Here is a 26278-nt window from a genome sequence, read left to right on the forward strand (position 1 = left end):
AACTGTGCCTTAATCTTAAAGTGACTTTCGCATATATATTCCCCAGTTAAACAGCTTTAAGCCGAAAATATTAAATACCCGACTTGATACTGTTGTAGGGCAGGCCCAGATCGTCAATGGAATATTGGGTGAGTATGCTGTCTTTTAAAGTGATATAGTCGCCCCGGTGGGTCACGATGAGTTTTTCTATGCCATCCTTATTTTCACGCATGGGCACTGTTGCGGAAACCACCTTCCCGGTACGATCAAATTCAATAATGTAGACTTCTTTTTTGGGATCGTTGACCTCTGTAAAAGGAACTATCAATGTTTGATTATTATCATCGATAAACTTTCCCAGGATATTTTTTCCCTGGATCTCTTTAGGGTCGAGCTCCAGTAAATGTTTAGCTTCCTGTGCGGATAAGCCTTTAATATTTAAGCGCACCACGGCACCTTCTGGATCTTTCAGGGTATCCTGCATAGTGGTTGCAGAAGCATTGGGGTATTTGGCAATAGCGTAAAAATTATCTGGCCCTGTATTTTTATCATTATGCCCAGGCAACATGTAGCAAAGTTGCAAATTATTCAATGTTGAGCTGTCTGCTTTAATTTTAGCGGCAATATTGAGCAGATCTGCCTGACTTAAACGCGTGCCAATATTAACAGTAAGCTTACTGGCGGTATCACTTTTAACTACTCTTGATATGGTATAATGCGGTACGTCTCGTTTTTTACAGCCAAAAGCGGCCAGCGCGATTATTAAACAAAGCAGGGTGTTTTTCATAAGGGGCAAAGTTAACCGTTGATTTTGGTGATTACGTTGATTCCGCTGATTTTTTTCTGAATCATGATTTTTAGGATTAAGGGATTTCATGATTGTCAACTGCTGTTTTTTTTTAGTCATTGCTCTTTGCTCCAAAAACCTTAAATAATTCCATACAATGGCCCGCCTTTTTCACCCATTTTATCAATTAGTTTTTCTGCTTCGGGGTCTTTTTCCAGCACGGGGGCATGATGTGGTTTGATGCGGGCATCAATAATGAGCGGACCTGTGCAACCCCAATGTTTATGCTCGGTGAAACTGCCTATACCATAGATATCATGCGAGGGATTGCTGCGGGTAAAGGTTACCCAAACAAAATTGTTCACATTTTCGGCTGCAAAAGCGACGTCATCACAAAGGACGATCAAGGGCAGGCCACTAAGCTCTTCTTCCTCCTCTTTTAACCTGTATTCGATGATGCTTACTATGTTATCGATATCTTTATGGTTTACATGTTTGGGTACTTCTACCATCAACACGCCCGGTATGGCCATTTTGTAATTGTTAACGGGCCTTGGCAAATCAAACCAGGATGGCAGCTCTGTCCATAGTTCGCGTTTGATATCCCCGGCTACGGTGATGGCTACTTTACTGCCCGAGTTTAATCCGCTGCCACTATAATCCAGGGTATCAATGGTGGTACGGGTATAAAAATGCAGATCGCGGCTTAGATCTATGCGCTGCAGTATATGGTTTAAAAACGCATTGATATTATTGACATCCAATGCGGGATTATCTTCCTTTGCGGCAATCAGCAGGTATTTGGCCAGGCTTAACTGGCTTTTACCCAGGATATGATTGGCAATGGTTAATATCTCCTGTGGCTTGCGCTCCTTAATATAGGGTGTATAACGCTCGCTGCCGATAGCAAATAATAGTGGGTGCACACCAGCAGCATCAACGGCATTAACGGCGTGCAGACCAGGTATTTCTTTTGGAATAGCTGCACCGCTGATCTCATGGATCAATGCCCCAAAACTGGTATCCTCCTGCGGAGGGCGCCCTACAACTGTGAATGACCATATCGCGTCCTTACGGTGATATACGTTGTGAACCTTGAGCAATGGGAATGGATGAACCAGGCTGTAATAACCCAGATGGTCGCCAAAAGGACCTTCAGGTTTGTTGTCATGGGGCATTACCGTTCCGGTGATCACGAAATCGGCATCTGATGAGATACAGAAACCTTCATCATCATAAAAATAACGGAACCGGCGGTTGCCCAGGGCACCCGCAAAAGTCATTTCTGATAATCCTTCGGGCAGCGGCATCACCGCGGCTACAGGGTGCGATGGCGGGCCACCTATAAATATACTTACTTTTAAAGGTTGTCCTTTTGCGTTAGCTTTGGTTTGATGCACACCTATACCCCGATGGATCTGATAATGTAACCCGATCTCCTCATTAAGGATATAATCGTTACCGGCCAGCTGTATGCGGTACATACCCAGGTTGGCATTCATGATCCCCGGCTTATCCGGGTCTTCGGTATATACCTGTGGCATGGTTACAAAGGGGCCGCCATCCATAGGCCAGTTCACTATCTGGGGGATATCATTTATTTTGCAGCGACCGAAATTAACGGGCGCCCCGGCGCGTTTTTTCATGGGCAGGGCCGATAAAGCGGTAAGGGCCACGTTGGTATATTGAAATGGATGTTTGATGGCTTTTAAAGGGTCGTTCTTGAGCTCGACCAGGGTTTTGATCTTCTCCAGCGTATCCCGGAATATAAACTTAGAGCGTTCAAGCGTGCCGAATAAATTGGATACTGCCGGGAACTTACTGCCTTTTACTTTTTCAAACAGTACGGCCGGCCCCTGATTTTCGAATACCCGCAAATGGATAGCTGCCATTTGCAAATACGGATCAACTTCCTCCTTAATACGTACCAGGTGACCATTTTTCTCCAGATCGGCAATACAGGCCTGTAAACTTTTGTAACCCATGCTACGAAAGTAGCAATAATTGATTTATTCGTCCACCTGGTTCATTGGCTCATTAGTTCATTGGTCTCTTTTATAGACCAAGAAACCTTATCAAACTTGATACCAATGAACAATAACACTAATGAACCAATGAACTAACCCACCAATGAACATTTTTTTGCTACTTTCGCAATTCAAGTTGGCTGCAAATGATGTCGGTAATTGTATTAACGCTTATCCTTTTTATCGGCGCGTATTTCGCGGGTTTATTAGGTTCATTAACCGGCTTGGGTGGCGGCTTTGTTATTATTCCGCTGCTTACCCTGGTGCTTCATGTTGATATACATTACGCTATTGGCGCTTCACTGGTATCGGTAATCGCCACTTCGTCCGGTTCGGCCGCGGCTTATGTTAAAGAGGGTATCACCAACATCAGGTTGGGCATGTTTCTGGAAATTGCCACAACAGCCGGGGCTATGGTTGGCGCATTGATTGCGGTTTATATCCCCACCAACTTTATCGCTATCCTGTTCGGTATTATTCTGATCACATCGGCCATTATGTCCTTACGCAAAAAAGCCGAATTGATAAACCAGGAAAAGAACCTGCTGGCAGAAAAGCTGAAGCTCAACAGCAGCTTTCCTACAGCTGATGGCCCCGTAAACTATACCGTAAAAAATGTAGGCGGCGGCTTTTTTATGATGTGTTTTGCGGGGGTAATATCGGGACTGTTGGGTATAGGCTCGGGAGCTTTAAAAGTATTGGCTATGGATACCATCATGCGCATACCTTTTAAAGTATCAACCACTACCAGTAATTTTATGATAGGCGTTACAGCCGCCGCAAGTGCCGTTGTTTATTTACAGCGCGGGTACATTGATCCGGGTCTGTCAATGCCTGTAGCTATTGGCGTACTATTGGGCGCTTTAAGCGGATCAAAAATATTGGTGCACACCAACTCATCGGGCTGGTTACGCTGGGTGTTTGCGGTTGTGGTAAGCTTTTTGGCCGTGCAGATGATATATAACGGGCTAATGGGGAAAATATAATTTAGTTTATTGGTTCATTGGTCTTTAATAACCGGATAAGTAAAATACCATGAATTACCAATGATACTAATGAACAAGTGATACCGATGAACTAATGACACAAATGAACAAATGAGCAAGTTTAGAGATACCGACATGCAGGCCGTCATCGGCTGGATATTACGCGTAGGTGTGCTCCTGTCTATGAGTATTATTTTCATCGGGGGTATCATATATCTTTACAGGCATGGCCAAATTCCTGCGGATTACCGTACATTTAAAGGGGTGCCCGATTTTGTACATAACACCCGGGGTATACTTAACGGCATCATTACCTTTAGGGGCCGGGCTATTATACAGGCGGGTATTATTTTACTGATTGCTACTCCTATTATCAGGGTAATATTTTCGGCCATAGGTTTTGTACTCGAAAAAGACTACCTGTATACAGGTATTACCTTATTGGTTCTGCTCATTATTTTGGCCAGCATGCTTAGCGGCCATGCCGGTTAATATTGTACAAACAACAATTAATTAAAACTTTTTTCCGCCTGCATATATTATTATATATTATGCAACGGCATGTAGTTGAATCAACAGCATTAAATAGCCTGGGCTATGATCCCTCAGCTAAAATTTTAGAAGTAGAGTTTAGGGACAGCGGTGGTGTATGGCAGTATTTCGGATTTCCGATGACCGCCTATCAAAAATTCATCAATGCTGACTCCCTGGGCAATTACTTCGTCACTAAAATTAAAGGTAAATATCCAGAATTACGTGTCAGATAGCGGTTAGTTGCTATTACCCGTACGACGTTGTTCATCATCGCTGCCGGTATTATGCTTACTGGCCGATTTAACAGAGGTTTTACCGAAACGGTAAGTAAAGTTAATCATCACCCTGCGGGTTTCCCTTTTATCGATAGCGGTAAAATCAACATTTTGATACTGTACCTTATATCGAAATTTGTCGCTGTTAAAAATATCAATAACGCTTAGTTTTAAATTACCACGTTTGTTTAATACCTGTTTCCCTATGCCCGCGTTTACCCTGTATTGTTGCTTAAGCTCATTTATACCATAAAGTGTCGGCGTTTCATACATGCCCGACAGTTCTGCCGTAATAGTACTGCTCATCTTAAATTCCTGCGAAGTATTAAAAATAATATCCTGCATTCCCCGGTTGAAATTACCATATATGGCATAGGCTTTATAACGCTGATACATGGCTTCTAAGTTAAAACTACCACCCCACCAGTTATTAAATTGAACAGGGGCATAAAATGTTAGACCGTAAACGAATATCCTGCCAAAATTCCGCTTTGTTGTTATATTAACTTTTGACGAATCGTTTTGCTCATATATCGGGAAGTCATACGCATCATTGGTTATATTATAATACAAAGTGGTTATAAATTTATCGTTATAGGTATGTGCTAATTGTATGGAATTAGTATAATCCGGCTTTAGTTTAGGATTACCTGAATTATAATCGTACAGGTCGGTATAGGATAAAAACGGATTGATAGACTGATAATCCGGCCGTTCGATACCCCGGTTATAGCTTAGGTTCAGCGCATTTTTCTTATCCAGCTCATAACTAACCTGCATTTGCGGAAACAGGTTAAAATAGTCATTTTTATTGGTCACTCTATTGGTTTGATCCATTGGTATCGAAGTACCTGTGGTGTTTGTTTTTTCGGCCCTTAAGCCGGCGGTTATATCAAACTTTCCTATTTTACCCACATAATTTAAATACGCCGCGCTCACAATTTCGGTATAGATAAAACGGTTGGTATAATTTGGATCGGCTTGATAGGCATTATTTATCAGCGGGCCAAATATTAAATTATTATCACTTTGAACATGATTATATTTTACACCAGCCTCCAATCTGGAGGTTTTTGAAATCGGGTTCACATAATCCATCTTCGCTGTCCATATATGGATATCAGAAGGAGAAAGATTTTCCAGCTGCAGCGAATCACGATATTTTACGCCGGCTGGGGTATAAAAATTATTGGTTATATACTCGTTTGAGTGACGATGATAAGTTGAATAATTCACATCGGCCGACAATTTTTTGCCGCTCTTATCCAGCGTATTATTATAATTGATATTGTAATTTATAAAACTATTCCCCCTGTCAAGTGCCGATTGGGCAATGATCACCGAGTCGAGCTGCTTTTGGTTAGATATTTTTAAATCATTATTCTTCAAAAAATGATCTTTCCGTACAATCCCGCTCACCAGCACGCCTATGGTTTGTTTGGACGATATCGCATAATCAGCCCCAAATCTAAAATTATGATTTTGAGTTTTCTGGATATTATTATAATCAACATTATAATTACTTAAAACATTGTTATAAATAATATTCCGGTTAGTGTTAAGGTACCTGCTGGTTTTATTATCATCAAAGGTATAATTGCCAAAAATATTAAGCTTGGCACTGCGGTTGTTAAAAGTGATACCTGCCCGGCTTTTGTAATATTTGCCGTATCCGCCACCCAGGTTAATAGTGCCGTTGGTGCCAATATTGGTTCCTTTTTTGGAAATGATATTGATAACACCACCTCCTGAGGCATCATATTTTGCCGATGTGCTGGTAATCATCTCTATTTGGTCAATAGTACTGCTTTGCATGCTGCGCAACAAATTTACCAGATCATCGCCGGTTAAGTTGGTCGGTTTGCCATCAATAGTTATCAAAGCGGCTTGTCTGCCGCTGATCATCAGGGTTTCATTAGTGCTGTTTACATGTACGCCAGGCGACTGCCGGAGGATATCATAGGCTGAGTTTCCTTCGGCGGTGAGGCTATTCTGAACGTTCAGAACTATCTTACCAGGTTTTACTTCGATATAAGGTTTTTTAGCAACCACTTTAACCTCTTGCAGCTGATTGCTTATCCGCTTTAAAACTATATTTTCGGCTACAATATTTTGCCCTTCTAATACTTTGTATGAGCTGGAATAAACTTTACTACAACCTATGCTGGTGGCTAAAAGCAGATAGGTATCCGGGGAGATATTAGCGAATCCAAACTTACCTGCTGCATCCGCCAGGGCGGACCGTACCACTGATGAATCGGCAGCTTTCAATAAAACAACGGTAGCAGCCTCGGCGGCGTCCTTGTTTTCCATCAGAACTTTGCCCAGTATTGCCGAAGGTTTTGTTTGCGCGAAAGAAAAAAAACATATCCCGATCAAAAATATCGAGAACAAGCCTCCAAATAAAACCTTCATTAATAAGTAGTGTAGAAATTTCCTATAACCGAGACCTGATATTGTACTGCAATATAGTAAAATATATTAAATCATATAAATTACTTATTGGCGATTTTACGATACTTAAATAATAAATGTTGCTGATATCTTAATTTTTATAATTTAGTAACAAACCTGCAAGCAATATCTTTTTTAGGTGAACATCTGTACCTAATAAGTTAAAAACAATCAATTTTTATTTAATTTCGACCCACCAGACCACCATACTGTTTTGATTACCATAAACATGAAGAAAGTAAGCTTTTTTATCCTGATCATTTGTTTTTTTACGATCGGTACTATAGCGGCGGCCCAGCCGGCACCCGCTAATTATGCCATTGCCTTAAGCAAGTTTAAACGGTTGTACAACGCCGGTCAGCCTGATAGCATATTTAGTATGTTTAGCTCCGAAATGAAGACAGCTTTGCCCGCAGAGCAGTTTAAGGCTACTACCCTGCAGTTAAAATCACAGCTTGGCAACCTTACCGATGCCGATTTTGTTAAGTATGAAGCGCCGCTGGCCTATTATAAAGCTACTTTTCAGAAAGGCACCTTTTTGTTGAACCTTTCCGTAAATTCACAAACCCAGTTTACCGGTTTGCTTTTAAAGCCCTATCAGGCCCCTGCTACTGAAACCGCTAAGGTAACATCAACTCCAACTTTACCTACCGACCCATCTGTAACAGAATCGCCGGTAACGCTAAAAACTTTTTCGGGCTCTATTTCAGGCACATTGGCTATGCCAAAAAACGCTGCCGATAAAATACCGGTTGTGTTGATTATAGCCGGCTCGGGCCCAACAGACCGCGACGGCAACAGTCCAAAGCTGGGTTTAACTTGTAACGCCTATAAAATGATTGCAAATGAACTGGGTAAGAACGGTTTTGCCTCCCTGCGTTATGATAAACGCCTGGTTGGCCAAAGTGTAAGCTCGACCAAAGAGAATGAGCTACGCTTTGAGGATTATGTTGATGATGCCGTAGGCTTGATCAACATGCTCAACGACGATCAGCGTTTTTCAAAGATCATTATCCTGGGTCATAGCGAAGGATCATTAGTAGGCATGATGGCAGCTAACGGCCAGCCTGTCAAAGCTTTTATTTCTGTAGCCGGAGCAGGCGACTCGGCCGATAAGATCATGACCGAGCAGATGAAATCAAAAGGCGCCCTGATATCCGATGGCTTTAATCGCATGCTGGATAGTTTGAAAAGAGGCAAAACAACTGACAATATCGACCCTTCCCTTTATCCGTATGCCCGGCCAAGCATACAGAAATACTTGATGTCGTGGTTTAGGTATAACCCTATCCGTGAGATCAAAAAGATAAAAATACCTATCCTGATTGTTCAGGGGACAACCGATTTACAGGTAACCGTGGCCGATGCCGAAAAACTAAAAAAAGCCAAATCAGACGCTGTACTGGACATTATCCCGGGAATGAACCACGTGCTGAAAGATGCCCCGGCCGATAAGGAAAAAAACACAGCTACTTACAACGAGCCAGAACTGCCCCTGAAACCCGAATTTGTAACAGCCCTCATTAGCTTTTTAAATAAGCAGAAGTAAAATGTTAAAGTAATCGGCACCAAAACTTTCTAAACCTTAAATTTTAACAATTTCGAAACAAAAACAGGCAAAAAAACGCTTGAAAATTGATCCAAAACATCAATTTTAACACTTTTTAACAAATTCAAACACGGTTTTGATGTGTTTTAAAAACTTTAAAAAGTATTAAATAACTAATTACAAAACCGCCTGTTCTTGACCCGGTTTTTGCTCTTAAACAAACAGCCCGGTTCTCCAATAAAAGAGAGCCGGGCTGTTTGTTTATAAATTTGAGAAGAGGCAGAAATCTCAATAATATCGAATAATGAATTTCGAATGCCTAACATCGAAGATCCATTTTCATCTCTCCTACTTCATCATTCGATATTCAACATGCATAATTCGATATTCCAGTTCCCCCTTCAGGGGGTTAGGGGCTTCACCATGCGCCAAGCAGCCTTCTGATCATAATAATTTCGGCCACATGATAAGCGTTATGATCGGCAACCTGTAAAGCCTCCCGCAGGATAGTTTGCCCATCGCCATGTGGTATTTTACTATACAGATCACCGTTTTTTATTAAGCCGGCCAGTTCCTCCCGGTCAAGTTCTATTTGTTTTACCGATTGGTTCCAGGCTTCATCGCTTTGCGGCGCTGTTTCTTTGGGCCAGTAATCATTGGGCCAGTTGGGCGACTCATGGCTGCTATCCTTACTAAACTCCAGCATATCCCATTGCGCAATACGGATATGCTCCACCAGTTGCCAAATACTATAAGGCAGTTTATCGGGTTTGGCTCCTCTCAAATCGGTGGGTAAATCTTTCAGCGCACGTTTCAGGTCGGCATGGGCATTGCCCCCGTTCAGCAGATGCAGCAGTTCATCAATTAATATCTGGTGTTCTTTATCTGTTGCGTTCATTATAATTACTGAATTATTGAATTAGTGAATTAGTGATTGGGGGAACAGGAATTTCTTTTTAGAGCAAGGATTTTTGGAACAAGGAGCAAGGATTTCTTTATTCCTGTAGTCTTTGTTCTTTGCTCTTTCTGTCCTTGTTCCAAAAGTCCAAAAGTCTTTGCTCCTTGTTCCAAAAATCTTTGTTCCAGGAAAAGTAACAAATTAATCTATGGTTTGATTTATATGCCTTAAATGTTTTAAGTTTATCCTGCATTATTAAATCATTTTATCCCGTGATCATCAAAAATATATTCGTAAGGCTGGCCCTGGCCGTTATTGTTTTCCTTGTTGCCTTTACCGGCTGTAAAAAAGATATGGGCGGCGGTGGCAGCGGCGCGCTATTAGGTAAGGACGACGCGGCTTTTATTACTTATGAAAACTCCTTCCTGGAGCATTTATGGAAACTGAACCCCGACTGGGCAACTTCTGTAGGCTATCATAAGTACGATAGCTTATTGTACATTCCCAGCGAGCAAAGCCGGAGCAAAATGCTGGAGTTTGTTAAATTCCAGATAGATTCTTTGAGTCGTTTTGAGGTGAACACGCTTAATGAAAGCAACCGGATTGATTATAAAATAATGCAAAACCAACTGGATTACACCCAATGGCAAATTGAACGCCTGAAATCACACGAGTGGAATCCGGCTACTTATAATGTTATTGGCACCTTTGCTTATATGCTTAATGAGCATTATGCACCTCTTACCAAACGTTTGCGCAACTTTTATCAGCGCCTGGCTAATGTACCCGCCTATTACAAAGAAGCCCAGAAACAAATTAAAAACCCGGTTACCGAGCTTACCACGCTGGCCATTGACCAAAACCTGGGCGGACTAAGCGTGATTGAAAAGGATTTTGACGATTCGCTCAAAAAGACCGACATTCCCAAGGCTGAAAAAAAACAAATGACCGATAGAGCCGCGCTTGCTGTACAAGCCATTAAAGGTTATGCCGATTGGCTCAAGGCTTTGAAAAATGATCACCCACGCAATTTCCGTTTGGGAAAAGATCTGTATGAAGATAAATTTAAGTACGAAAATGTATCGGCCAGCAATGCGCAGCAAACCTTTAACGCGGCTATACAGCGCAAAAAATACGTACACGGTCAAATGGCTAAAATAAGCCGCGACCTGTGGCCTAAATATTTTGGCAGTAAAGCCATGCCTGGCGATACGCTAACCCTCATCAGAGCTATGATTGATACCTTATCGGCCAAACACGTGAAGCCGGATGAATTTCAGTCGGCCATTGTACAGCTGATCCCCAAGTTAAAAGATTTTGTAAAAACCAAAGACCTGGTAACGCTCGATCCTACCAAACCGCTTATTATCCGTAAAGAGCCGGGCTATATGGCCGGCGTAGCAGGCGCTTCCATGAGCGGCCCTGGCCCATATGATAAAAATGGCAATTCTTATTTTAATGTAGGCAGCCTGGCTGGCTGGAGTCCCGAAAAGGCCGAAAGCTACCTGCGCGAGTATAACCAGTATATCCTCCAGATATTATGCATCCATGAGGCTGTGCCGGGGCATTATGTACAGGGTGTTTATGCCAATAAAGCACCCAGCATTATCAAATCGGTATTTAGCAATGGTCCTTTAAATGAAGGTTGGGCGGTATACTCCGAAGAGATGATGCTGGATAACGGCTATGGCAACAACGAACCGGAAATGAGGCTGATGTGGTATAAATGGAACCTGCGCTCGGTTTGTAACACCATACTGGATTACAGTGTGCATAGCGGCGACATGACCAGAGATCAGGCCATCAAACTATTAACCGCAGAAGCGTTTCAGCAACAGGCCGAAGCTGAAGGTAAATGGAAAAGGGTAAGTGTGAGCAGTGTGCAGCTAACCAGCTACTATACCGGCTACAAGGAGATCATTGACCTGCGCGATGCCTACAAGATAAAAATGGGAGATAAATATAAACTGAAAGACTTTAACGAGAAACTTTTAAGCTACGGCGGCGCGCCTATTAAGTTTATCAAGGAGGCCATGCTGGCCAAACCCGCGGCGAGTAAGAATTGATTTTAGTCGGGAAGACGGAAAGTCAGGAAGTCGGAAAAGAGAAAAACCTTGCAATTACATGAGCTCGAAAATCAAAAAACTCGGAAGATGAGAAAACTCTCAAAACTTCCGAGCTTTTCAACACTTTCGGACTTCCTGACTTTCCGACTTCCGGACTACCCCGCCAAAAAAAGAGATAGCCCATGAATAATAAAAACTCATGGACTATGAACCATAAGCCATCACCCATGAACTATCAAATTCTTTTATGCTTTACTATGCGTAATGATTTTCGTAATGATGTATAATCTGATACTCCAGTTGGGCTAATACATTATCTTCCAGTTTACCCTGGCAGCAAACCACATTGTGCTTGCTATTGTCCAGATCAACTTCTGCAATAACTTTACCCTGATCAACCACGCGGAATCGTCCTGCTTCATTTGGTAAAACGGCTACAATGCGTTCATCATCCTTAAAATTGATCAACACATGAAACTGGTGCTGTGGTATAAATGCTATTTGCTGTAACATAAAAACCCCCTTTCCGTTGTTAAAATATACTAATGAAATATAAAGAGCATTGATTACTATAAAGTTAACGAAATTACTTTTAAATAATTGTTATGTTTTGCTGCATTTTTTGATGCAGATTTTTGTAATAACTTTAACCTGCAATAAATACACTATGAAATATCTTTTTAGTCTGCTTTTCATCGCCAGCATCAGCCTGTCGTCACAAGCGCAAAAATTAAAACTTGCCCTGCACCTGGTTAAGGGTAATACCTATAATATGGTTACCCATACCACATCGGCCATCAAGCAAACCATTAACGGGCAGGAGAATAATATTGAGATCACCATTACAGGCAGCACCTCGTTTAAGGTATTAAATGGCAATGATTCCCTGTACTATATGGAGGTTAATTATAAAAGCCTGGGCTTAAAAATGCAGCTCCCCAACGGCCCGGTAAGCTATGATTCGCAAAAGAAGGACCCGAACGATTTTATGTCGGGGATTCTGGCCGGCCTGGTAAACAAACCCTTTACAGCTACATTTACCAAAAGCGGCAGAGTTAAATCGGTGGAGAATGTAGAGAACATGATCTCGTCGGTACTGGATAGTTTTCCGCAGGTACAGGGACCACAGAAAGATCAGATCAAAAACCAGTTCCTGCAGTCGTTTGGCGCCAAAGCTATCAAAGGGAGCATTGAACTGGCCACGGCGGTTTTCCCGGAAACACCGGTGTCCAAAAACGACAAGTGGACAATCAACACCAGTCTGGAAAGCGCCATGTCGGCAAAAACAAGTACCGTTTACCAGTTAACCGATATCAGCCCCACCAGCTATGTGATCCATGGCGAAGGTACACTGGCCACCGACGCCTCTGCCGACTTTAAGCAGGTGAGCAATATGCCCATGAAATATAACATGACCGGCACCATGACCGCGGACATTAAGGCTGATAAAGTTACCGGCTGGATCAGCGAATCCAAAAGCAAACAAGTGATCAGCGGTACGGTGGATATTAAAGATAATCCAAAAGTGCCCGGGGGTGTTAGTTTCCCGATGAGTGTGGTGAATGAATCGGTAACTACGGATAAGTAATAAGCTTTTCTTTATAAATGGATGTCATGCTGATCTAGTCGAAACATAGTGGGTCTAGGCGACCAATGCATGGTGAATTAAAACGCGGGCTAAGACTCACCCCGTCTGCGCTTCGCTGGACGACCCTCTCTGCCGCTTTGCGGCAAAGAGGGTAACTCAGTATGACAAACAAGTACTAAGCCCTTCAATCTCCCTCTATGCGGCGAAGCCGGAGAGAGGGATGTCGAGCGAAGCGATGACAGGGTGAGTCGATTCTCTTGCTCCCGCGAGATTAGCGTAGCGTATCTCGTGGGCAACATGTTTAAAGCCTCCGGCTTTAGTTCAGCTGAAAGCTGAAGCGTGCATACCACGGACTGGAAGCCTGCAGCAGCGGAGGCTGTCATGCTGAGCCCGTCGAAGCATGGTGGGCAGGCCTCTACGCACGATCCTTCGACAAGCTCAGGATGACAGGCCGTTTTTTCTTGGGTCACGAGATACCTATTTAACTACCCACACGCCTTCCAGATACAGCTTATACCGTGTTGGCTGAAATTCGCCGTAGGCAAAAACAACTATCGTTTTACCTGTTTTGTAAAAATATAGTTTCAGGTTATCGCTGCCGCGATATTGATGCAAAAAGCCACTATCGGGTGTAAACCCTCCGGTTTTTACGATAGATTCAAAATCATCATCGCCAATAACGCCGCGCAGATCCTCAAAATCATGTTTAACAGCTTCATCAAATGCAATAGCGCCTTCAAAGTCTGTTTTAATGTTCGGTTTAAAGGAGCGGGATATAACGTCCTGCTCAGCTCCGTCAAAGATCAGTGATCCTATCTTCTCCTGTTTTGTGATCATGGTTGATGTTATTTAGTTTTTTTCTCCTCTGCTATATAACCTTCTTTTTTAAGGTCATTAATAATATACGGCGTTTCGTATTGGATACCTAAACCGGGTTTACCAAACCAGGGAATAATGGTGCCCCGCCTTACATTGGGTATAGGTTTCAGGATCTTATAAACACGGTAAGGCGAATTTAGTGTTTTATCGGGTAAAGCGCGCTGCGGAAAAGGCACACCGGTTTTGGATACAAATGTACCACGGTCCTGGAATACGCTGTCGGCATCAAAATAACCGCCGTAACGGTCAATTTCTATACCAGCGGGCAAGGTTACTATCTTCAAATCTACTGCGCCACGGTTTGGCGGCCAGCCGCCGTTCAGGTTGTTAGCGGTAAAAAACTGTTCCAGTTGGGCCCATTTTTCTTGTTTCCAAAGTCTCCAGGCAGTATCGGCCAAAGGTTTCTTGGTACTATCAGCAAAGTCCGATACCGATTTTACAAAGTCGGCATAGGCAATGCCCCTTACCAGGCCATTGTTTTGGTGACCTTTAGCATGATGCGGGTGATGTTTTTTGGATACCTGTGCCTGTGCAAAGAAAGGTATCAGCAAAACTGCGAGCAGCAGTAGTCTAATTTGTTTCATTTTTGTTTTGGTTTAAGTTGACTAATAATTAAATATTTAATAAATATTACACAAAACGAAACTAAATATTTATTATTAAGCAACAATTGAACTTTTTATTCATTTTTATATTTGGCCAAAACAGCGTTTATAGTTTGTAAGTAATATTGTCGCGCGGTGGACTCACCCCGTCTGCGCTACGCTGGACGACCCTCTCTACCGCTTTGCGGCAAAGAGGGTTACTTACCCATACGTCATTGCGAGGTACGAAGCAATCCCCGATTTGCAGAGCCACTCAGTATAGCATAGAGATTGCTTCGTACCTCGCAATGACGTTACTTTTTGATATTTTGTTGCCCCCTCTTTCCGCCGCAGGCGAAGAGAGGGATGTCGAGCGCAGCGATGACAGGGTGAGTCGACTGCCGCCCGACAATTTGAATTACATCCAGTTTTATAGTTTGTAAACTATGGAATAAAGTAATTTCTTAACTTCGCATCTATGTCACCAGCGGAAGCCAAAAACCAGATCAAGGCCTTAACAACCGAATTAAAACAGCACAACTACAACTACTATGTGCTGGCCATGCCTACCATTGCCGATTTTGATTTTGATAAGAAATTAGAACAGCTCAATAAGCTGGAAAAAGAATTTCCGGAGTTTGCCGATCCGGATTCGCCGACGCAAAAAGTTGGCGGCGATATTACCAAGGAGTTTGTGACTTACAGGCACCGCTGGCCCATGCTGTCATTAGGCAATACCTACAATGAACAGGAATTGCTTGATTTTGATCAGCGCATCCGCAAGGCCATTGGCGATAACTTTGAGTATGTATGCGAGCTGAAATTTGATGGCCTGTCTATGAGTTTAACTTATGAAGACGGCAAGCTGGTACGTGCCGTTACCCGAGGCGACGGCGTGCAGGGCGATGAAGTAACTGCCAACATACGCACCATTAACACCATACCCAAACGTCTGCATGAAGGTGCCGGATATCCCAGCTACTTTGATATACGCGGCGAGGTTTTTATGCACCGCAAAGCCTTTGAACGCCTCAATAACGAACGCTTAGAGAACGGAGAGGTTGCATATGCTAACCCCCGCAACTTTGCCTCGGGCACCGTTAAAATGCAGGATTCGGCCGAGGTAGCTAAACGTCCGCTGGATTGTTTCCTGTATTTTCTGTATACCGAAAAACCCGTGTTTAAAACTCACTGGGAAAGCTTGCAGGCTGTTAAAAGCTGGGGTTTTCATACCAACGAACATAGCCGCCTTTGTAGTAATATTGACGAAGTATTTGAATTTATAGCCAAATGGGATAAGGACCGGTTTGGCCTGAGCTATGATACCGATGGTATAGTGATCAAGGTAAATAATTATTCCCAGCAACAGGAGTTGGGCTTTACGGCCAAATCGCCGCGCTGGGCCATAGCCTATAAATTTAAAGCCGAACGGGTGGAAACCGAACTGCTGAGCGTAAGTTACCAGGTTGGCCGTACGGGCGCTGTTACACCGGTAGCCAATTTAAAGCCGGTATTGCTGGCCGGCACCACGGTTAAACGCGCCACACTGCACAACGCCAACGAGATCATCCGTTTGGACCTGCACGAAGGAGATACCGTTTTTGTGGAAAAAGGCGGAGAGATCATCCCGAAGATCATCAGCGTAAATCCCGAAAAAAGGGCGCAGAACGCTGTGCCCGTAGTATACCGCACCACCTGCCCGGCCTGCAATACCCCGCTGGAACGCAAAGAAGGCGAAGCTGCTTTTTACTGCCCCAATGATGAAGGCTGCCCTCCGCAAATTGTGGGTAAAATGCAGCACTTTATCGGTCGCAAGGCTATGGATATTGACGGCCTGGGTGATGAGACCATCGAAACCCTGTATTCGCGCGGGTTCATCAGCCATATCAGCGATATTTATAAGCTGCATGAGCATGCAGATGAATTAAAACAGATGGACCGCTTTGGCGACAAATCCATCACCAACATGCTGGAAGGTATCGAGAAGTCGAAACAAATGCCTTTTGAAAAAGTGCTGTTTGGCCTGGGGATCCGTTACATTGGCGAAACCGTTGCTAAAAAACTGGCCGTCCATTTTAAATCTATCGACGGACTGATGGCCGCCACCCAGGAAGAACTGGTTACCGCCGATGAAATTGGCGAGCGCATAGCCCAAAGCCTGATTGATTATTTCGCGGATGAAAAACACCGGGAAGAAATTGAAAAATTAAAAGCGCTGGGTCTGCAATTTGTTGCCGACATTAAAGAAGTAAAACTGGCCAGTGAAAAATTAAGCGGGCAAAGCTTTATCATATCCGGTGTATTCGAAAAATATTCGCGCGATGAGCTGAAGGATCTGATAGAGCAAAACGGCGGTAAAATACTGAGCAGCATATCGGCCAAGCTCAGCTACGTAGTTGCCGGTGATAACATGGGCCCCGCAAAGCTGGAGAAGGCGCAAAAGCTAAATATCCCTATCATCGGTGATGAGGAGTTACTGTCGATGATTGGTTAGATATGAGATTTGAGATTGCCGGTTAAAACACCGGCATTTCTATTTTTAATCAATTTCACATTATTTAACAAAACTGTGTTGTAACATTTAGTAATTAAGTTTCATCTTAGTACAAACTACCTGCTAAATGAAACATGCCTTACTATTTGCCCTGTTTTTATCATGGGGCGCACCTCTATTTGCCCAGCAATTTACCATCAGCGGCAAAATAACCGACGAGCAAAACAAACCCGTTCCCTTCGCATCCATCTATGTTAAAAATACATCCAAGGGCACTTCGGCCAATAGCGAAGGGGTGTATCAGCTGCAATTAAGCGCCGGTAACTACGAGCTGCAATATAAAGCAGTAGGCTATGGTCAGCAAAGCCGGCAGGTGGGTCTTAGTGGTAACCAGGTGATCAATATCTCGCTCCAAACCGAAACCTATCAGCTTAAAGCTATCTCTATACATGCTGGCGGCGAAGACCCTGCTTATGCCATCATCCGCAAGGCCATCAAAAAACGTAAAACTTATTTGACAGAAGTTAATGCTTACACCTGCGATATTTATATTAAAGGTTTGCAAAAGTTATTGGCCGCGCCCAAAAAGTTCCTGGGTTTTGATGTGCAGAAAGCTACTAACGAGGCTGGTCTCGACTCCAACCGTACAGGCATTGTTTATCTGTCAGAATCGGAATCAAAATATAGTTTTATGCGTCCCAACAAGGTACATGAGGTGCAGGTATCCTCCAAAGTATCGGGACAAAACCGGGCGTTCAGCTTTAACCGTGCATCGGATATGGCGGTTAATTTTTATGAGAATTTTGAAACCTGGGATGGCTTGAGCAACCGCCCGCTGGTATCGCCCATTGCCGATAATGCCCTGTTCTATTACAACTACAAATGGATGGGTATTTCTGTTGAGAACGGCGAAACCATCAACAAGATCCAGGTAACGCCCAAACGCGCGCATGACCCTTGCTTTGAGGGCTACATTTATATACTGGATGATAGCTGGCGCTTATCGGCCCTGCAATTGTTCATTACCAAAAAGGCCAACATCAACCTGGTTGATACCCTTAAAGTAAACCAGCAATTTTACCCTGTGAACAACAATACCGCCTGGATGCCAGCCAGTATTAAATTTGAATTTACAGGAGGTTTACTGGGCTTTAAAGTTGGCGGTTATTATATTTCGATATATAAAAATTACGACCTGGAGCCCAGCTTTGCCAAAACCAATTTCGCCGAAGTTTTGCGGATAGACAAAGGCACCAACAAAGATTCGACCTATTGGAATGAGCAGCGCCCTATCCCCCTAACCAACGAAGAAAAGACCGACTATATCAATAAGGATAAACTGGCCCGCAAACGCGAGTCGAAACAATACCTCGATTCGTTGGATAAGGCCAATAATGAGGTAAAACCCCTGGGGATATTGCTCACCGGCGTGGATGTCCGAAACCGGTATAAAAAGGAGAATTTCCATTATGATGGCCTATTAGGTTCGGCGCTTTATAATACGGTAGAAGGTCTCGCTATCAACTACGGCGTGTCATATACCAAAGTAATCGACACACTTAATAACCGTTCGCTGCTATTGGATAGTCATATCCGTTACGGTTTTTCGAATCATCTGCTCAATGGCACTGTGGGAGCAGCCATGCCTGTAGGCCAGCGGTTTACCCTTGGTATCCGCGGCGGATCTGACATTACCGACCTGAACAATCAGCAGCCGGTATCTACCCTTGTTAATTCGCTGTATACTTTGTTTGAGCGGCAAAACTATCAGAAGCTGTATCAAAAACAATTTGTATCGGCTTCACTGTCCGGTCGCGTTGTGGGCGGATGGCTGGCGAGCGCCACGGCAGAGTGGGCCAATCGCAAATCACTGGCCAACAGTACTACGTATAGTTTCTTTAGTCCGCAAAACCATCAGTTCACCTCCAACAATCCTTTGAACCCGGCACTGGATATTCCGCTGTTCCCGGAAAATCAATCGTTCAAAATAGCATTACGCACCAGCTATAATTTTAGCGATCAGTATGAAACCTATCCATCGGGCCGGCGGTATCTACCATCAAAATACCCTACTATCGGTATAAACTACACCAAAGGCATAAAAAATGTACTGGGATCTGATGTAGATTATGACCTGTTAAGCGCCGACATATCCAAATCAAACATCGATATGGGTTTCTATGGTAAAACCTCCTTTTTTATAGGCGCAGGTAAATTCCTGAATGCCAACAAACTATACTTCCCTGATTATAAACACTTTGACGGCAACCAGTTATTGGCCTACACTCCCGGCATCAACCGGTTCCTGCTGCTGGATTATTACAACTTCAGCACACCCGATAAATATGCTGAAGGTCACCTGGAGCACAATTTCATGGGCTTTATCACCAACAAGATCCCCCTCATCCGCAAATTGAAGCTGCAGGAAATTGTGGATGTAAATTACCTGTACACCCCTACGCTTAAAAATTATACCGAGCTTGGTTTCGGTCTGCAATATCTAAATATCAGGCTGATGTATGGCAAATCATTCAACAGCGGCAGCAACACCAATTCGGCTATCAGGCTGGGGGTTTCTTTTTAGTATCAAGTAGCTAGTATCAAGTATCAAGACTTTAATATAAAGCAGAGAGGTGCTAACCTTATATCAAAATGCTAAAGCCGGTCAGAGTATCTTGATACTTGATACTAGCTACTTGATACTAAAACGCTATATTAGCGTCCTTTAATTTTACTCATGAATATATTTTACGGAACAGGGGTAGCCATGGTGACCCCTTTTCAGGCGGATGGTCAAGTTGACTACGAGGGTTTAAGAAACCTTATTGAACATTTGATTGATGGCGGGGTGCAATACCTGGTATCATTAGGTACAACCGGCGAAAGCGCCACATTGAATGCCGACGAGCGAAAGCAGGTTTGGGCATTTACAGCGGAGGTTGTCAAGAAGCGCGTAAATCTGGTTGCCGGTATAGGCGGTAATAATACTCATGAGGTAGTTGAGCAAGTCAAAGAATTTGATGTTACCGGTTACGATGCCATATTATCATCAAGTCCGCACTATAACAAACCTACCCAGGAGGGTATCTATCAGCACTACAAAGCGATAGCACAGGTTGCGCCACTGCCGGTAATTTTATATAATGTACCCAGCCGTACCGGCAGCACTATAGCAGCCGAAACAACCGTACGCCTGGCCCGCGATTTTAAAAACATCATCGGCATCAAAGAGGCTTCGGGTAATTTCGACCTGTTTAACCATCTGATGCGCGATAAGCCGGAGGAGTTTTTAGTAATATCAGGCGACGATCCGGTTACGCTGCCTATGATGGCGATGGGTGCCGTTGGTGTGATATCGGTTATTGGTAATGCTTTGCCTAAACCACTGTCGGCCATGATCAGTTTATTGCTTAATAACGATTACAAAGCTGCGCAAAAAATAAACGCCAGCCTGGTTGAGTTTACCCGCTTAATGTTTGTGGAAGGTAATCCCGCAGGTGCCAAAAACGCCCTGAAACATCTGGGCGTTTGTGACGAGCATTTGCGCCTGCCATTGGTACCGGTAAGCAGCAAGATAGCCGACGCCATTAAACTGGAAACAGACAAGCTTTCCTGAAAACAAGCAAATAATCTTCAACAAAAAAGCCCGGTTATCATATAACCGGGTTTTTTATTGGAATAAGAAAAATCCTACTAAGCTTCTTTATTTTTAGCTTCCTGTACTTCCAGACGGATAGCCTGTGCCAGGTTTTTAAGATCTTGCATGCCTTTACGAACACGTGTTCCGGCAGCGCTGTTTCCTTTGTTGTAGAATTTGTCGGCGTCGGCCTCCAATGAAGCTACAAGCTCTTTTACTTCAGTAAATTTTTTCATTTAATTACTCCTTTTAAAATTATTGAGGTTTATTGTTTTAACTAAAGCTAATCTATAATGTTTTTTTTTAATTAAAAACTTTTAAAGCAAAAAAATACTGCCTTAAAAGTGGTTTTTTTCCACATTTTAAAGGATTAATGGATATTTAAGTGAACATTTATTATATTAAAAACAAAAGATAATAAAATATTTTCGATAATAATTTCAATATAAATATTTAATACAAAAAATTATTTTATATAATAATATTTTATATGATTTTAGTTGAAAAAATTCGTATTTAAATACAAATCATATATTAAAAATCGTATTAAATGATTTTCTGCAATATATCCGGATAATGCTGGTGTGTTTTGATGATCAATTCTCCAAATAAAGTGTTAGCCCAGGCAAACCATTTACGGGTAAAATCATCGGCATTATCCTTATTGAACGACTCATGCATAAAGCCCGTGCCTGCATGCGTCGTCTTTAATAACCGCAAACATTCGGTGATCTCATCTTTATGGGTAGAGGTTAAGCCACGCATAATAATAGCCATAGGCCATATATAACCTATCCCAACGTGCGGACCGCCAATGCCTTCTGCTACTTTGCCTTTAAAGAAGTAAGGATTGTTTTGGCTTAACACAAACTTACGGGTATTTTGGTACAGCAGGTCGGTAACCGGCAAAGAATCCAGGTAAGGCAATGCCAGTAAACTGGGCACGTTGGAATCGTCCATAAATAACTGATTACCGTAACCATCAACCTCAAAGGCTAATATTTTACCATACTCCGGATGCTGGGCTACAGCGTATTTTTTAAGTGCAACTTCAACTTCGGCAGCAAGGGCACGGCAGGCGGCAGATGTTCCGCTGTCGTTACCGATGGTGGCATACATTTCGGCCATTTGGTTTAAACTGGTAACAGCGAAATAATTTGACGGTATCAGAAATGGATAAATGGTGGCATCATCAGATGGGCGGAAGATAGAACAGATCAACCCTACAGGTTTAACCGGGTTACCATAACCCCTGTTAGGCGCGGTATCGCTGGCAACTTCGGTTTTTCGTTGGAAATGATAAGGACCTTTACCTTCCTTACGCTGCTGCTCCTTAAAGGTTTTCAGGATGATCTTACCGGCTTTTTGCCAGCTTTCATCAAAAAAGCTGCTGTCGCCGCTGATCTTCCAGTAATTATAAGCCAATCGTACCGGGTAACAAAGGGAGTCGATCTCCCATTTGCGCTCGTGCAGTTCCGGCTTCATATCGGTATTGTCGGTATCCCACTCGCTGCCGGTTGGCCCCTGGTTAAAGGCATTGGCATAGGGATCTATCTGCACACACTTAGCCTGACGGCTCAATACGCCCTGTATCAGCTTTTTAAGCGCTGTGTCGGTCTTGATCAGTGGCAAATATGGCCAAACCTGTGCGGATGAATCGCGCATCCACATGGCGTTAATATCGCCGGTAATTACAAAGGTATCGGACTTACCACCGGCTTCGGAATAGTTTACGGTAGTATCCAGGGTATTGGGATAGCAGTTTTCAAACAGCCAGGCCAGTTCGGGATCTTTAATATCTTTTTTCACCTTTTGAATAAGGGCCTCAACCGCCTTACTGGTAAATTTACGATCGGCCAGTTTAGGGCGTTTACTTTCAAACGCGGGCAAAGTGCTGGCAAATAATGAAGGTGTAACACCCAGGGTAATACCCGCGGCGGCTACGCCGTTCAGTTTGATAAAATGTCTTCTGGTGAGCATAAAGATTTTTTAATGGTAGCCGTAAAAATATAAAAGCCTTTGGTTATCCGAAAGACATTGGGATTTTATTTTAAAAGGTTTTAGCAACATCCCCCTCTACGTCATTGTGAGCGATAGCGTGGCAATCCCCGATAAGCAGAGCCGCTCTGTATTTTAGGGATTGCCACGCTATCGCTCGCAATGACGCGTTTGATAGAAACAACAAAGGCGCCTGTCGGCGCCTTTGTTGTTTCATATGTTTTTACCAGGATTAAACTCCCAGATCTTTCATAATGGTATCGATCTTTGCTTCCAGTTGCTGGTCGGTTTCATGGTAAGCAGCTTTGCTGGCCAGCTTTCCATTTACGCTGCAATAGAACTTGATCTTAGGTTCGGTACCTGATGGACGGGCAGATATAATGCTTCCGTCTTCGGTGATGAATTGCAATACATCTGATTTTGGCAATTCCAGCGCTTTGGTGGTATTGCTGTTCAAATCAGTTTCTATGCCTTTTTCATAATCTTTCAGGGTGATCACCTTTGATCCGCCTAAGGTAGCCGGCGGATTGTTCCTGAATTTATCCATCATCGCCACAATTTCTTCGGCACCGGTTTTACCTTTTTTGGTGATCGAGATCAGTTTTTCTTTATAGAAACCATACTGGATATAGGTATCAATAAGAGCTTCAAACAAACTGCTTCCCTGATCTTTATAAAAGGCGGTCATTTCGGCAATAAACGCGCTGGATACAATGGCATCCTTATCACGTACCAGCTCCCCTATCAGGTAGCCATAGCTTTCTTCGCCGCCACCAATAAAGGTTTCCTTGCCTTGTAATTTGGTCATCAGCTCGCCAATATATTTAAACCCTGTAAGTGTATTATAATAGGTCACATTTTTGGCTTTGGCAATCGCCTCAATCAGGTTGGAGGTTACAATGGTTTTAACGATGTACTCCTTGCCGGTAAGCTTGCCTTTATCCTGCCATGCGGTCAGCAAGTAATTGATGAGCAAACTGCCGGTTTGGTTACCGTTAAGCAGTATAAATTCGTTCTGATCATTTTTTACGGCGATACCTACACGGTCAGCATCCGGATCGGTTGCCAGTACCAGGTCGGCATCGGTTTCCTGGGCCTTTTTCAGCGCCAGTGTTAATGCTTCCTTTTCTTCAGGATTTGGATATACTACGGTTGGGAAATTACCATCTGGCGTGGTTTGTTCATCAACCAGTATCACATTTTCAAAACCAAAAAGCTGTAATGCTTTAGGTGTCAATGTGATACCCGTACCATGGATTGGCGAGTATACAATTTTAAGATCCTTTTGTCTTTTAATGGCTTCTGGCGATACAGAAAGCTTCACAATTTCGGCCAGGTACAGATCATCTATATCCTTACCTATTGTTTCTATATTTTCTTCAACGCGGTTAAATTTAACCTCATCAATACTTTTTATAGCTGCTACTTCGTCCATTACGGCTTTATCATGTGGGGCAACCAACTGTCCGCCGTCATCACCGTAAGCTTTATAACCATTGTATTCTTTTGGATTGTGCGACGCGGTAAGCATTACTCCACTTTTGCAACCCAGGTGGCGTACCGCGAAGGAAAGCTCAGGCGTTGGGCGTAAGGCTTCAAAATAATATACGTGGATACCATTTGCCGAAAAAACCTCGGCTGTAGTAGAAGCCAAAAGATCGGCATTGTTACGACTATCATGCGCGATGGCTACTTTAATTTTTTCGCCAGGATAAGTTTTTTTAAGATAGTTGGCCAGTCCCTGAGTGGCAGTACCGATGGTGTACTTATTAACACGGTTTGAGCCCGGGCCCATAATACCGCGAAGACCACCTGTTCCGAATTCCAGGTCTTTATAAAATGAATCTGTTAATTCTGTATATGCCTTATCATCCAGTAATTTTTGTATCTGTTGTTTAACATCAGCATCGTAGCTGCCTTGAAGCCATGTATTTACTTTTTGTAGTACGGAGGGGTCTAATTCTTGCATGTGTACCTATATTAATGGATAATTTGTTAAAATCAGTTTCATAACAAATATGGTAATAAAATGTGTGCGTGCAATTGAACAATAAAATATTTTGCTTTGATTTTTGTTGTTGTAAAACAATTATATTTAAACATTAAGCCTACACTACTACCTGCATGAAGAAATTTTCACTCTTGTTGCTGATATTACAATCTTCCTGTATCGACCCAAACACACCATCCGCAATAAATGGCAAATCGGTTAATACGGCAATTATTCAAACTTGTATCGATTCGTTGTATAGAGAATACTTAGTCAATATGAGTCCGACATATCCATATCATATTACTAAAGTAGTATTAAACAAATCAAAATATTTTAATGGAGATCAAAAATTCAACTGGGGCAAATACCCCATCACCTATAAGTTTGTACCTGATAGCCTGATGGATAAAGCCTATGAATATGATACCTTCTCAAATGTTGAAATGCCCTATATGTTAAAAGCAGACAGTATAACTGTTGGTGATAATAAGGCATACGCAAAAATACTGATGACAGGCGTTGGATCACAAGCCGAGTTTTATCTATCATATAAAAATGATCATTGGATCATAGAGAAAACGCTTGAGGTGGATTATAAGCTGACTCCAGGGCCAAATATCATTCGGGATACGGATAACCACAAAAAGAAGCCCCGCTAAACCAGGGCTTCTTTTTGTGGTTATGGAGCTACATCTGCATAACTTGTACCAATCCGTATCTTTTTAACAATATGGGTTGCTTGTGAAGCATCGCCGCCATATACACCCCATTTTGGATCGCAGTAGTCGCTGTCGAAGGTACGGCAGTAGTAACGCTGACTACTATTAGTAAACGTTTGTTTTACCCCGTTATACCATAGTTCAATATAGCCATCGGTGGCGCTATCTGATGACTTTATGCGTAAGACAAAGGATTGCCAGGTACTTACAGCAAGGGGGATTGACCAGGGAACGCTGGCCACGTGATTAATATCAAAGTATTGCAGCTCCAGATTCCCATTATTGGTGCGCAGCATTAAAGGATGATTAGCTGTAGTACTGGTAGGATATGATTTCCACTGGAATACAGCATCCGTTTTTAACGAGGCAGGCATATACAGTTTGTCTGTCCAGCCGATGTAAAACTCGGAGCCAATTTGTGCCTGGTAGTTTTTGGCACCATGACCTTCGGTACGGTGACTGCCTGCCGGTTTGGTAAATTGCCAGCAAAGGGTGTTGGTTTCATCATTCACGGTTGTCATGGCACCTGAGCCCTCAATATTCACGTCCTTCCATACATTGCTTGAGCCGAGAGATGCATCACCGTTAAATAACAGCGACATGGTGGACAATTTTCCATTGGTTTGTGCAGCAACATCTCCATTACCTGTGGAATTGGTTTTTACATCTTTGGTGCATTGAGATAGCAGTAGCACGCAACCTGCCCCCAAGGCAGTTGCCATTAGTTGAATTTTTCTCATTCTTCTTTAGTTTATAGATGGTTTATAATATATTTACGCAACCGGTTGTGTAAATATATAAAATTAATTCACAAAAGAATTTTTATTACAA

21 protein-coding genes are annotated in these 26278 nt (G+C 42.9%); 10 read left to right on the forward strand and 11 right to left on the reverse strand.

Going from position 1 to position 26278, the window contains the following annotated elements; all coding sequences use genetic code 11:
* Nucleotides 1–70: 70 nt before the first annotated feature.
* Together AB6735_RS00380 and AB6735_RS00385 are read right to left on the reverse strand one after the other, a co-directional pair.
* Entirely contained in the window at nucleotides 71–766 is a 696-nt protein-coding gene (locus tag AB6735_RS00380) for a hypothetical protein (protein WP_370993814.1), read from the reverse strand.
* A 140-nt stretch (nucleotides 767–906) separates the two neighbouring features.
* Nucleotides 907–2751, reverse strand: a complete 1845-nt coding sequence (locus AB6735_RS00385) for a UbiD family decarboxylase (RefSeq protein WP_370993816.1) — start codon at nucleotides 2749–2751, stop codon at nucleotides 907–909.
* Nucleotides 2752–2942: 191 nt separating this feature from the next.
* Here AB6735_RS00385 and AB6735_RS00390 point away from each other — a divergent pair, with 191 nt between their 5' ends.
* From AB6735_RS00390 to AB6735_RS00400, 3 genes are all read left to right on the forward strand, one after another.
* The gene (locus AB6735_RS00390; protein WP_370994048.1) at nucleotides 2943–3779 is read left to right on the forward strand and encodes a sulfite exporter TauE/SafE family protein; all 837 of its coding nucleotides are present in this window, start codon (nucleotides 2943–2945) and stop codon (nucleotides 3777–3779) included.
* 111 nt (nucleotides 3780–3890) lie between these two features.
* Nucleotides 3891–4271: a DUF1634 domain-containing protein gene (locus AB6735_RS00395; RefSeq protein WP_370993817.1), complete on the forward strand. Its 381-nt coding sequence runs from the start codon at nucleotides 3891–3893 to the stop codon at nucleotides 4269–4271.
* 59 nt (nucleotides 4272–4330) lie between these two features.
* Nucleotides 4331–4546, forward strand: coding sequence for a KTSC domain-containing protein (locus AB6735_RS00400; RefSeq protein WP_370993819.1), 216 nt, complete (start codon nucleotides 4331–4333; stop codon nucleotides 4544–4546).
* 3 nt (nucleotides 4547–4549) lie between these two features.
* Here the strand turns inward: AB6735_RS00400 and AB6735_RS00405 are convergent, their stop codons facing one another.
* The gene (locus AB6735_RS00405) at nucleotides 4550–7003 is read right to left on the reverse strand and encodes an outer membrane beta-barrel protein (protein WP_370993821.1); all 2454 of its coding nucleotides are present in this window, start codon (nucleotides 7001–7003) and stop codon (nucleotides 4550–4552) included.
* 268 nt (nucleotides 7004–7271) lie between these two features.
* Between AB6735_RS00405 and AB6735_RS00410 the strand changes: the two genes are divergently transcribed.
* Nucleotides 7272–8591 (forward strand): serine aminopeptidase domain-containing protein, encoded by a 1320-nt coding sequence (locus AB6735_RS00410; RefSeq protein ID WP_370993822.1) that lies wholly within the window; start codon nucleotides 7272–7274, stop codon nucleotides 8589–8591.
* Nucleotides 8592–9009: 418 nt separating this feature from the next.
* Here AB6735_RS00410 and AB6735_RS00415 read toward each other — a convergent pair whose 3' ends face one another.
* Nucleotides 9010–9489 carry a DinB family protein gene (locus AB6735_RS00415; RefSeq protein WP_370993824.1) on the reverse strand — a complete coding sequence of 160 codons (480 nt, stop codon included), beginning with the start codon at nucleotides 9487–9489 and terminating at the stop codon, nucleotides 9010–9012.
* Nucleotides 9490–9761: 272 nt separating this feature from the next.
* Here AB6735_RS00415 and AB6735_RS00420 point away from each other — a divergent pair, with 272 nt between their 5' ends.
* Nucleotides 9762–11555 (forward strand): DUF885 domain-containing protein, encoded by a 1794-nt coding sequence (locus AB6735_RS00420; protein WP_370993825.1) that lies wholly within the window; start codon nucleotides 9762–9764, stop codon nucleotides 11553–11555.
* A gap of 255 nt (nucleotides 11556–11810) precedes the next feature.
* Here AB6735_RS00420 and AB6735_RS00425 read toward each other — a convergent pair whose 3' ends face one another.
* On the reverse strand, nucleotides 11811–12068 hold the full coding sequence (locus tag AB6735_RS00425) for a hypothetical protein (RefSeq protein ID WP_370993827.1): 258 nt from the start codon (nucleotides 12066–12068) through the stop codon (nucleotides 11811–11813).
* A gap of 154 nt (nucleotides 12069–12222) precedes the next feature.
* Here AB6735_RS00425 and AB6735_RS00430 point away from each other — a divergent pair, with 154 nt between their 5' ends.
* Nucleotides 12223–13143, forward strand: a complete 921-nt coding sequence (locus AB6735_RS00430; RefSeq protein WP_370993828.1) for a DUF6263 family protein — start codon at nucleotides 12223–12225, stop codon at nucleotides 13141–13143.
* A 477-nt stretch (nucleotides 13144–13620) separates the two neighbouring features.
* On the opposite strand, the gene AB6735_RS00435 is transcribed toward AB6735_RS00430, so the two are convergent.
* Together AB6735_RS00435 and AB6735_RS00440 are read right to left on the reverse strand one after the other, a co-directional pair.
* Entirely contained in the window at nucleotides 13621–13980 is a 360-nt protein-coding gene (locus tag AB6735_RS00435) for a hypothetical protein (protein WP_370993830.1), read from the reverse strand.
* Between the two features lie 8 nt (nucleotides 13981–13988).
* Entirely contained in the window at nucleotides 13989–14606 is a 618-nt protein-coding gene (locus tag AB6735_RS00440; RefSeq protein WP_370993831.1) for a TNT domain-containing protein, read from the reverse strand.
* 478 nt (nucleotides 14607–15084) lie between these two features.
* Between AB6735_RS00440 and ligA the strand changes: the two genes are divergently transcribed.
* From ligA to dapA, 3 genes are all read left to right on the forward strand, one after another.
* Nucleotides 15085–17100, forward strand: a complete 2016-nt coding sequence (gene ligA / locus AB6735_RS00445; protein WP_370993833.1) for an NAD-dependent DNA ligase LigA — start codon at nucleotides 15085–15087, stop codon at nucleotides 17098–17100.
* Nucleotides 17101–17227: 127 nt separating this feature from the next.
* Entirely contained in the window at nucleotides 17228–19684 is a 2457-nt protein-coding gene (locus AB6735_RS00450; RefSeq protein ID WP_370993835.1) for a DUF5686 and carboxypeptidase regulatory-like domain-containing protein, read from the forward strand.
* Between the two features lie 153 nt (nucleotides 19685–19837).
* On the forward strand, nucleotides 19838–20716 hold the full coding sequence (dapA, locus tag AB6735_RS00455) for a 4-hydroxy-tetrahydrodipicolinate synthase (protein WP_370993836.1): 879 nt from the start codon (nucleotides 19838–19840) through the stop codon (nucleotides 20714–20716).
* A gap of 77 nt (nucleotides 20717–20793) precedes the next feature.
* On the opposite strand, the gene AB6735_RS00460 is transcribed toward dapA, so the two are convergent.
* The 3 genes from AB6735_RS00460 to AB6735_RS00470 all read right to left on the reverse strand — a co-directional run bounded on the left by AB6735_RS00460 (nucleotide 20794) and on the right by AB6735_RS00470 (nucleotide 24704).
* On the reverse strand, nucleotides 20794–20973 hold the full coding sequence (locus AB6735_RS00460; protein WP_022830046.1) for a histone H1-like protein: 180 nt from the start codon (nucleotides 20971–20973) through the stop codon (nucleotides 20794–20796).
* A 310-nt stretch (nucleotides 20974–21283) separates the two neighbouring features.
* Nucleotides 21284–22717 (reverse strand): glycoside hydrolase family 125 protein, encoded by a 1434-nt coding sequence (locus tag AB6735_RS00465; protein ID WP_370993838.1) that lies wholly within the window; start codon nucleotides 22715–22717, stop codon nucleotides 21284–21286.
* Between the two features lie 250 nt (nucleotides 22718–22967).
* Nucleotides 22968–24704, reverse strand: coding sequence for a phospho-sugar mutase (locus AB6735_RS00470; protein WP_370993840.1), 1737 nt, complete (start codon nucleotides 24702–24704; stop codon nucleotides 22968–22970).
* A gap of 155 nt (nucleotides 24705–24859) precedes the next feature.
* Between AB6735_RS00470 and AB6735_RS00475 the strand changes: the two genes are divergently transcribed.
* Nucleotides 24860–25387, forward strand: coding sequence for a hypothetical protein (locus AB6735_RS00475; RefSeq protein WP_370993841.1), 528 nt, complete (start codon nucleotides 24860–24862; stop codon nucleotides 25385–25387).
* A 20-nt stretch (nucleotides 25388–25407) separates the two neighbouring features.
* On the opposite strand, the gene AB6735_RS00480 is transcribed toward AB6735_RS00475, so the two are convergent.
* The gene (locus AB6735_RS00480) at nucleotides 25408–26187 is read right to left on the reverse strand and encodes a heparin lyase I family protein (protein WP_370993842.1); all 780 of its coding nucleotides are present in this window, start codon (nucleotides 26185–26187) and stop codon (nucleotides 25408–25410) included.
* Nucleotides 26188–26278 lie beyond the last annotated feature (91 nt).

This window comes from Mucilaginibacter sp. RCC_168, from assembly GCF_041355315.1.
Taxonomy (GTDB): Bacteria; Bacteroidota; Bacteroidia; order Sphingobacteriales; family Sphingobacteriaceae; genus Mucilaginibacter.